The sequence below is a fragment of the Qipengyuania sp. genome (assembly GCF_043423005.1).
Lineage (GTDB): Bacteria > Pseudomonadota > Alphaproteobacteria > Sphingomonadales > Sphingomonadaceae > Qipengyuania.
This window is the reverse complement of the sequence record NZ_JBHWMI010000050.1, coordinates 38,775-47,029: the sequence shown is the minus strand read 5'-3', so window position 1 is coordinate 47,029 and position 8,255 is coordinate 38,775. Positions and strand designations below refer to the sequence as shown.

At 67.4% G+C, this 8,255-nt stretch carries 9 protein-coding genes; 4 read left to right on the top strand and 5 right to left on the bottom strand.

What is annotated here, in order from left to right; all coding sequences use genetic code 11:
- Positions 1-113 precede the first annotated feature (113 nt).
- Together ACHFFA_RS08400 and ACHFFA_RS08395 are read right to left on the bottom strand one after the other, a co-directional pair.
- Positions 114-1,790: a putative 2OG-Fe(II) oxygenase gene (locus ACHFFA_RS08400; RefSeq protein ID WP_394270399.1), complete on the bottom strand. Its 1,677-nt coding sequence runs from the start codon at positions 1,788-1,790 to the stop codon at positions 114-116.
- A complete protein-coding gene (locus ACHFFA_RS08395) occupies positions 1,787-2,533 on the bottom strand; it encodes a 2OG-Fe(II) oxygenase (protein ID WP_394270398.1) in 747 nt (248 codons plus the stop codon). The genes ACHFFA_RS08400 and ACHFFA_RS08395 overlap by 4 nt, the downstream gene beginning before the upstream one ends.
- A gap of 123 nt (positions 2,534-2,656) precedes the next feature.
- Between ACHFFA_RS08395 and ACHFFA_RS08390 the strand changes: the two genes are divergently transcribed.
- Together ACHFFA_RS08390 and ACHFFA_RS08385 are read left to right on the top strand one after the other, a co-directional pair.
- Positions 2,657-3,829, top strand: coding sequence for an acetyl-CoA C-acetyltransferase (locus ACHFFA_RS08390; RefSeq protein ID WP_394270397.1), 1,173 nt, complete (start codon positions 2,657-2,659; stop codon positions 3,827-3,829).
- Positions 3,830-3,964: 135 nt separating this feature from the next.
- A complete protein-coding gene (locus tag ACHFFA_RS08385) occupies positions 3,965-4,750 on the top strand; it encodes an SDR family NAD(P)-dependent oxidoreductase (RefSeq protein ID WP_394270396.1) in 786 nt (261 codons plus the stop codon).
- 89 nt (positions 4,751-4,839) lie between these two features.
- Here the strand turns inward: ACHFFA_RS08385 and ACHFFA_RS08380 are convergent, their stop codons facing one another.
- Positions 4,840-5,052 carry a hypothetical protein gene (locus tag ACHFFA_RS08380; RefSeq protein WP_394270395.1) on the bottom strand — a complete coding sequence of 71 codons (213 nt, stop codon included), beginning with the start codon at positions 5,050-5,052 and terminating at the stop codon, positions 4,840-4,842.
- Between the two features lie 85 nt (positions 5,053-5,137).
- A complete protein-coding gene (locus ACHFFA_RS08375) occupies positions 5,138-5,347 on the bottom strand; it encodes a cold-shock protein (protein WP_394270394.1) in 210 nt (69 codons plus the stop codon).
- A gap of 454 nt (positions 5,348-5,801) precedes the next feature.
- On the opposite strand from ACHFFA_RS08375, the gene ACHFFA_RS08370 reads away from it, so the two are divergent.
- Both ACHFFA_RS08370 and ACHFFA_RS08365 read left to right on the top strand, forming a co-directional pair.
- Positions 5,802-6,674: a crotonase/enoyl-CoA hydratase family protein gene (locus ACHFFA_RS08370; RefSeq protein ID WP_394270393.1), complete on the top strand. Its 873-nt coding sequence runs from the start codon at positions 5,802-5,804 to the stop codon at positions 6,672-6,674.
- Between the two features lie 49 nt (positions 6,675-6,723).
- Positions 6,724-7,197 carry a MarR family winged helix-turn-helix transcriptional regulator gene (locus ACHFFA_RS08365; RefSeq protein WP_394270392.1) on the top strand — a complete coding sequence of 158 codons (474 nt, stop codon included), beginning with the start codon at positions 6,724-6,726 and terminating at the stop codon, positions 7,195-7,197.
- Positions 7,198-7,242: 45 nt separating this feature from the next.
- Here ACHFFA_RS08365 and ACHFFA_RS08360 read toward each other — a convergent pair whose 3' ends face one another.
- Positions 7,243-8,241, bottom strand: a complete 999-nt coding sequence (locus tag ACHFFA_RS08360) for a type II secretion system F family protein (RefSeq protein WP_394270391.1) — start codon at positions 8,239-8,241, stop codon at positions 7,243-7,245.
- Positions 8,242-8,255: the final 14 nt, after the last annotated feature.

The window sequence follows — 8,255 nt, the reverse complement described above, 5'->3', positions numbered from 1 at the left end:
AAAAGGGGCGGCGGACTTCGGTTCGCCGCCCTTTTCTTTTGCGCCGCCTGACTTCGCGTGTGCAGCTGCATCTATGATTAGGATAAGTGCTGGCGGTTGTGCCGCCGGGCCGCCTACGTTCCTGCGGCGATATCGAATGCGACCGTCATCCGCCGCCCCTGCGCAAACGGGGTCGTTCCATGATACAGGGTGCTCGGAAACAGCGCGAGATAGCCTTCGCGCGGGTGCAGGCTCGTCACCGGCCCAAGGTCGAGGCGAAGGTCCGCCGGGGGGCGCCCGAGTTCGAGCCAGCCTTCCCCTCGAGCGAGCCCGGCCCTGTCCGGTAGCAGCAGATAGAGCGCGGAAGAAAGAATGCCCTGCGGGTGGATGTGCGAGGCGTGGAAATCCGCCCCGCCCGTCAGCCTTACCGACCATGACCCCGCCATGGGCCATGGCGCCTCACGGTGCCTCAACAAGGGATGCGCACCGTCCCGCGGGGGCAGCCCCGCACGGTAATCCTCCACCGTCGCGAGGATTGCCGTCTTCAATGCCGCGAATTCGGGTTCGTGCCGGTCGAACAGGCGGTGCCGGGTCTGGGTACCTCCGCGCAGCGACTGGCCGAGCGGGAATGCCGCGCGATCGTGCAACACCTTGAGCCGGGCGATCGCCGCGGGCAGGACCGTTTCGGCATCGCGCAGCGGGAGCAACGCCACCAGACCCTCCTGCCCATGAAGCCACTCGGCCCGCGGATCGCCGGTCATCCGCCAGGCGATGGACAGCAGCGCATAGGCTGCATGGGCGGCTTGCGGCTCGGCTGTCACGCTCGTCAGCAGTGCCGTAGCTTGCGCACCGTCCCCGAGGCGCAGTGCATGGCGAGCGCGCTCGATCGTGGGTCTGGCGCCCGCGGCCGGCAAGGCGGCGAAGAGCCGGCTGGCCTCGTCAAGTTCGCCCGCCGCGCTGGCCATGGCCGCTGCCAGCACTGGAAACTCCGGCCGATCGGGGAAGGCGCGGCCGGCGCGCGCCGCGACGTCATGCGCCGCGGCGAAGCGCTCGACGTTCTCGAGCAGCGCGAGGTGGGCGAGCGGGATCGCCGGATCGTCCGGGGCCTTGCCGGCGACTGCGATAAAGTGGCTGTCGAAATCGGGATCGCCCTTTGCAAGGCGCAATTCGGCCAGCAATCGCAGGCCGTCGATCCAGCCGGGCGCCTGCCCGACGATCGCCTGGGCGATGGAAAGGGCCGCTGGCAGATCGCCTGCCTCGCTGAGCGCATAGGCGCGCCCCAGCCACAGTTCGCGATCACCGGGAGTGACCGAAATGGCGGCCCGATAGCGCGCTTCGGCGTCGTCCTCCCCCCGTTCCAAGGCGACCCGGGCCCGCCCCTTGAGGGCCAGCGCGCGGTTGTTTTCAAGGGCCAGCGCGCGGTCATAGCAAGCCGCCGCCCGGGCCAGGTCGCCGGCCGAGCGGGCACAGGACCCTGCGACCGACCAGTAGCGCGCATCCCGCTTGCCCTGGGCGACCTGATCGAGGGCGGCGAGTGCTGCCCCCGCGGCCCCCGTCCGCTCGAGCGCGATCGCGTGATTGATCGCATATTCCGCCTCCTGCGGCGCCAGCGCACGGGCGGCGGCGAAGGCGGCGGCGGCCCGGTCGGCAAGGCCGCACCGCAAGGCCAGCGAACCAGCACTGTTGTGGAGCGGCGCCACCGCTGGAAATTCGCGCAAGCCTGCGTCCAGCAGGGCGAGCGCAGCGGCGGGACCGCCCTGCCGCTCCGCCGCGAGCGCCCGGTCGCGCCAGACCCGCGCGCCTTCGCTCACCAGTCTCGAAACCAGCCCGAAATCGCCATCCGCCCGAGCGGTGCGAAGGGGGTCACGTAGCTGACGCTGTGCAGCCGTGGCACGGCAAACAGGTTGAGCGAATTGAAACGCGGGCGATAGCCGCGAACGATATCGCCCTCCTCGTCGAGGAACTGCAGGTATCCGCCCCAGTCGGGGTGCCAGTCGTCCGGTGGCAGATTGAGGACATAGGCCACCCGCCAGCCCTCCGCGACATGGCTGTCGCTATGCCGGCCGAGGTAGTGGTTGGGGCCGAACAGGGTCGCATTGCCATCGGCGCGACTGAGATCGGTAAATCCGGTTATCTCGCGGACAAAGCCGAGGAACACCTCGGAGTTGATATGCTCGAGGATTATCTCGTGCAGCCCGCCGCCGCTGCCGCCCTGCCTCACCGCCTCGACCATCGAGCAATGGCTGTAGCGAAATCCGTAGTCGCCGCGCGCGCTGGCGCGCGCCGCGGCCTGCGCGGCATCGTTCAGTTCGCGCGCGGTGGCAGGATCGCGCAGCGCCTCTGCGGAAAAGCTTCGCGGGGGCGAGCCGGCGCCATCCCCGGCACGCACCGCCATGCCCCACGGCGTTCCGCGGGCGAGGGCGGCGCGCAATTCGTGCGCGCTTTCAGACGTCAGGACGTCGCGCACCTGAAGGAGCCCGGCCTGCGCGAAAGCCAAGTGGAGCGCAGCCCGATCGAGCGCGGGATTGAGGGCGAAGATCGTCTTTAGCGTCACGTCCGATGCCATACAGCCGGCACCCTTTATCACGCAAGGCGAGTGGCCGGGCCAGCCCTCTTGACGCACAGGATGCGCCTCCATACGCGTTCGGTTGCAACTCAAAATGCAAAGGGAAATGTCATGCCCGAAGCCTATATCGTCGAAGCCGTGCGGACCGCCGGCGGCAAGCGCGGGGGGCGGCTGGCCGGCGTCCATCCGGTGGATCTGGCGGCGCAATCGCTCGATGCGGTGATGGCGCGCAGCGGGCTGGCTGCCGATGCGGTCGAGGATGTCATCATGGGCTGCGTCAGTCAGGGGGGCGAGCAGGCGATGCAGGTCGGCCGCAACGCCGTCCTCGCCGCGCGCCACCTTGGCGAAAAGGTCCCCGCCGTCACGATCGACCGGCAGTGCGGTTCCTCGCAGCAGGCGATCCAGTTCGCCGCGCAGGCAGTGATGAGCGGGACGCAGGACGTGGTCATCGCCGCCGGCGTCGAAAGCATGAGCCGCGTCCCGATGGGCTCCACCGCCATGTTCCACATGAAGGAGGGCCTCGGGCACTACAAGTCGCCCGGCCTCGAGGAGCGCTATCCGGGTATCCAGTGGTCGCAATTCGCCGGAGCCGAGGCGATTGCGCGCAAGCACGACTTTTCCAAGGATCAGCTCGACCGGTTCGCCCTCGAAAGCCATCGCCGGGCAGCCGCCGCGACCGAGGCGGGCGCCTTTGCCGACGAGATCGTGCCGATCGAAATTGAGACCCTGGAGGGTGCGCAGCAGCATACGGTGGACGAGGGCATCCGCTTCGATGCGACGCTCGACGGGATCGCAGGCGTCAAGCTGTTGAGCCCCGAGGGCCGGATCACCGCCGCCACCAGTAGCCAGATCTGCGACGGGTCGAGCGCGGTGCTGGTCGTGTCGGAACGCGCCCTCAAGGAGCATGGGCTCACCCCGCTCGCCCGGATCCACAACCTGACGGTCACCGCGGGCGATCCGGTAATCATGCTGGAGGAGCCGCTGTTCGCCACCGACCGGGCGCTGCAACGCGCCGGAATGCGGATCGAGGACATCGACCTCTACGAGGTCAACGAGGCGTTCGCCCCCGTGCCGCTCGCCTGGCTGAAGCATACCGGGGCTGACCCCGACAAGCTCAACGTCAATGGCGGGGCAATCGCGCTGGGCCATCCGCTGGGTGCCAGCGGAACCAAGCTGATGGCGACGCTGGTTCACGCGCTGCGCGCCCGGGGCAAGCGCTATGGCCTGCAGACGATGTGCGAGGGCGGCGGCGTTGCCAACGTCACCATCGTCGAGGCGCTTTGACCGGCCCCTAACCAGACCGGACGATCATTCCCGCCGTGGCCGTCTGGAGCGGCGGCCCGGTATCGCAATCATGTTCGCCGCGTACGACACAGGCCACAGGTCGATGGGTCGCGGCGAACCAATCAGGAGAGAGCAATGGAAATCAGCAGCAAGACTCCGGCCGTCATCACCGGCGGCGCATCGGGCCTCGGCGCCGCCACCGCCCGCGCGCTGGCCGCGAAGGGGGCGAAGGTGGCCCTGTTCGACATGAACGAGGAAAAGGGCACCGCTCTGGCGCAGGAGCTGGGCGGCATCTTCTGCAAGGTCAACGTGACCAGCGAGGACGATGTCGACGCCGGTTTCGCCCGCGCGCGCGAGGCGCATGGACAGGAACGCATCCTCGTCAATTGCGCGGGGATCGGCAATGCCATCAAGACCGCCAGCCGCGACAAGCAGTCGGGCGAGATCAAGCATTTCCCGCTTCAGGCCTTCGAGTTCGTGATCCAGGTCAACCTGATCGGCACCTTCCGCTGCATCGCCAAATCGGCCGCGGGGATGATGACGCTCGATCCGCTGAGCGAGGACGGCGATCGCGGCGCGATCGTCAACACCGCCAGCGTCGCGGCGGAAGACGGACAGATGGGCCAGGCGGCCTATTCGGCGTCGAAGGGCGGGGTGGTCGGCATGACGCTGCCGATCGCGCGCGACCTGATGCGCGAAGGCATCCGGGTGAACACCATCCTGCCGGGCATCTTCAACACGCCGCTGATGAATGCTGCGCCGCCCCAGGTGAAGGAGGCGCTGGCCGCCAGCGTGCCGTTCCCCCAACGCCTCGGCAATCCGGAAGAATACGCCAAGCTCGCTCTGTGCATGATCGAAACGGGCTATTTCAACGGCGAGGACGTGCGCCTCGACGGCGCGATCCGCATGGCGCCGCGATAATCGAACCTGTCATGCCCGCGCCCGTCATGGGTGCGGGCATCGGTTGTTACCGTTAAAAAGATGAAGGGTGAGCGAACCGGGCGAAGGCTTCAGGCCGGGTCGTCCTGCTGGGATTTCGCCGCCAGACGCAGGCTTTCGGCCTTTTCGCGTTCTGACCTGATCTTGTGTGCCTGATCGGCGAGGCTGCGCCAGGTCTTTTCGGCGCGCAGATTGCGGTCCCTGACGTTGTCGAGAACGGCGTCCTGTGCCTCCTGCGCCGCTTCGCGCGCCCGGGCATCGTAGAATTCGAACGTCTGGCTCATGGTCACCCCTGGCGTCCGCCGCCTCAAAAGGGATCCCGTCGGCGGCCACGGCGGTTGGGCGCGCCGACGGGGTCTGTCCGGTCGATCAGGCGGCCGAGAGGTTGACGGCGCTGGCCTTGCCGTTGCGGCCCGTCTCGATTTCGTAGTTCAGCCGCTGCTCCTTATCGAGCGTCTGCATGCCGGCCGCCTGCACGGCGGTGATGTGGACGAAGCTGTCTTCCGACCCGTCATCGGGCTGAATGAAGCCATAGCCCTTGTCGGCATTGAAGAATTTCACGGTTCCGGTCTTGCTCATGATGGTTCCTTTCGAGAACGCGAGGGGTTGCCGCGCCGCGACATGCGGAACGGTCGTGCATCAAATCGTTCGATGAAAGGGCATCGTCGTCTGGTTTACGCCGGGGCCGTCAGGCAAGCGGCGGTCGTCAAAACTCGAAGTCCGTCGCATTTTTCGACGTCAGCGAGCGGCTTGTAGCACAGCTATCCCCAAACACCAAATCGGGGCCGCGAACCCCGCGAGAGGGGCTTCATGACGCCGTGACGGATTGCCGCACGCCGCACTTTCCTACTCGGCCCCGACGGCGTTCAGATCGGGCGATGTTCCGCCGCCGAACCGCCAGCTTTCGCGCCACGCTTTGCACGTCTCGAGGCGGGCGGGCGCCGTGGGTGCGCCGCGCCCGCTTTTCTTGGCCTGGACTGTGTGACAAGTGTGACACGTGCCCATCGCGACAACAGCACCGGAAGGCCATCGCATGACCCCATACACCCAGATCGCGCTCGACATTGCCGACGGGATCGCCACCCTGACGCTCGACCGGCCGGACAAGATGAACGCCTTCACGAGGCAGATGATGGCCGAGATGATCGACGCGCTCGACGTAACCGATGCCGATGACGCGGTGCGGGCCGTGATCGTCACCGGGCGGGGCGAGCGGGCGTTCTGCGCGGGCGCGGACCTGACGCCCGAGGACGGGGGCCATGTGTTCTCCGATCCCGAGCAGGTCGATGACCTGGCCGACGAACGGGTGCGCGATGGCGGCGGGCGGCTGACGCTGCGGCTGTTCAACTCGAAGAAGCCGCTGATCGGGGCGTGCAACGGCGTCGCGGTGGGGGTGGGGGCAACGATGCAATTGCCCTTCGACATACGGCTTGCGAGCGACAATGCGCGCTTCGGCTTCGTCTTCGCCCGCCGCGGGATCGTGCCCGAAGCCGCCTCGAGCTGGTTTCTGCCGCGGCTGGTGGGAATGCAGACCGCGCTCGAATGGTGCATGACGGGGCGGATCTTCGACGCCGCCGAGGCGAAGGAACGCGGGCTCGTCCGCTCGCTTCATCCGCAGGGCGAGCTGATGGACGCGGCGCGGGGGATCGCCCGCGAAATCGCCGACAACACCTCGGCTGTGTCGGTCTCGATGACCCGGGCGATGCTGTGGCGCCTGTCGGCAACCGAGCATCCGATGATGGCCCACCGGATCGACAGCAAGGCGATCTACCGTCTCAGCCGCGGTGCCGACGCGCGCGAAGGCATCGCCAGCTTCCTCGAGAAGCGGCCGCCGGCCTATCCCGACACCGTGAGCGGGGACATGCCCGATTTCTATCCCTGGTGGGACGAGCCCGGCTATCGCTAGGCGGGGCGGCGGTCTTGCACGCGCTCGCGACGCGGCTAAAGGCGGGCGCATGGCGAGCGGCGCACCTATCGAACCCCTGGCGAATTTTCTGCCCTATCAGCTGTCGGTCGCGTCCAATGCCGTGTCGGCCCGGATCGCCGAGCAGTATCGCAAGCGGTTCGCGATCAAGACCACCGAATGGCGGATCATGGCGGTTCTGGGGGACAGTGGCGCGTTGACCCAGCGCGAGCTTGCCCGGGCGACACTGATGGACAAGGTGCCGGTCAACCGTGCGTGCAGCGCGCTCGAGGCGCGGGGGCTGATCGCGCGGGCCCCGAACGAGAGGGACGGGCGCTCGCACCTGCTGGCGCTGACCGATGCGGGCCGGGCGGTCCATGCCCGGATCATGCCGCTGGCGATGAAGATCGAGGAAGAGCTGTTCTCGGTCCTTTCCGCGCAGGAGCGCGAGACGATGCGCGAACTGCTCGCCCGGGTGCGGGCCAACGCCGGAGAGCTCGATGCGGAAAGCCTGGCCGACCATTGAGGCCGCGCCAGGCTTGGGTGTCCACCGCGTGGGGCCGGGAGAGCGCTAGCTTCCCACGCCCCCGCTGAAGGCATCCGAGATCGAACATGCCGCCGGGCCGAGAATGACGATGAACAGCACCGGAAGGATGAACAGGATCAGCGGCACCGTCATGATGGCAGGCAGGCGGGCCGCCTTCTCCTCGGCGCGCATCATCCGCTCGTTGCGGAATTCGGCCGAGAGCACGCGCAGCGCGGAAGCCAGCGGCGTACCGTAACGCTCGGTCTGGACCATGGTGGTCACCACACCCTTCACCGCCTCGAGGTTGACGCGGTAGGCGAGGTTGTCGAACGCCTTCTTGCGCTCGCTCAGGAAGGACAGTTCGATCGCGGTCAGCGCGAACTCGTCGCCCAGTTCCGGATAGGCCCGGCCCAGTTCCTTGGCGACGCGGTTGAACGCCGCGTCCACCGTGAGCCCGGCTTCGGCGCAGATGACCAGCAGGTCGAGCGCGTCGGGCAAACCCTTGCGGATCGCGTCGGTGCGCTTGCTGGCCTTGTTCTTCAGCGCGATTTCGGGGCCCTTGTAGCCGATGAACATGGCTGCCGCGAGCGCCATGACCCGCTTCATCTGCCACTCGGGATAGATCTCGACGACATAGAGCAGGACGAACGCGACGAGGCCGAGGACGATCGGTGCCGCCATCCTGACGCCGAGCAGGATGACCGCGATCTCCTTGTTGCGATGACCGGCCCAGGCGAGCTTCTGCTGCATCATCTCGAGCTGGCTGTCCTGCAACACCTTCATGTTGCCGAGCGTCGTGCGAACCTTGTCCGCCGTATCGTTCTTGCGGACGAGGCTCTGGCGCTTCTTCGCCGTCGAGGTGACGAGGCCCATCTTGAGCTGCTCGCGCCGCCCTTCGAGTGCCTTGACCCGCTTGGCCATCGGATCGCGGATGGTGACCGCCGAATAGATCGCGATCACCATCGCGAGGGCGGCGATCCCGGCCAGGATCGAACCGATCAGGATGACGTCGAAACCGAGGAGGGTAGGGCCGGCTGGTTGCATGATGTTTATCCTTC

Bases quoted from the DNA above. Each gene is read 5' to 3' on its own strand.
- ACHFFA_RS08365 (WP_394270392.1), top strand. From the start codon at position 6,724: ATGGCGAGCGGCGCACCTATCGAACCCCTGGCGAATTTTCTGCCCTAT.
- ACHFFA_RS08380 (WP_394270395.1), bottom strand. From the start codon at position 5,052: ATGAGCCAGACGTTCGAATTCTACGATGCCCGGGCGCGCGAAGCGGCG.
- ACHFFA_RS08390 (WP_394270397.1), top strand. From the start codon at position 2,657: ATGCCCGAAGCCTATATCGTCGAAGCCGTGCGGACCGCCGGCGGCAAG.
- ACHFFA_RS08385 (WP_394270396.1), top strand. From the start codon at position 3,965: ATGGAAATCAGCAGCAAGACTCCGGCCGTCATCACCGGCGGCGCATCG.
- ACHFFA_RS08375 (WP_394270394.1), bottom strand. From the start codon at position 5,347: ATGAGCAAGACCGGAACCGTGAAATTCTTCAATGCCGACAAGGGCTAT.
- ACHFFA_RS08370 (WP_394270393.1), top strand. From the start codon at position 5,802: ATGACCCCATACACCCAGATCGCGCTCGACATTGCCGACGGGATCGCC.
- ACHFFA_RS08360 (WP_394270391.1), bottom strand. From the start codon at position 8,241: ATGCAACCAGCCGGCCCTACCCTCCTCGGTTTCGACGTCATCCTGATC.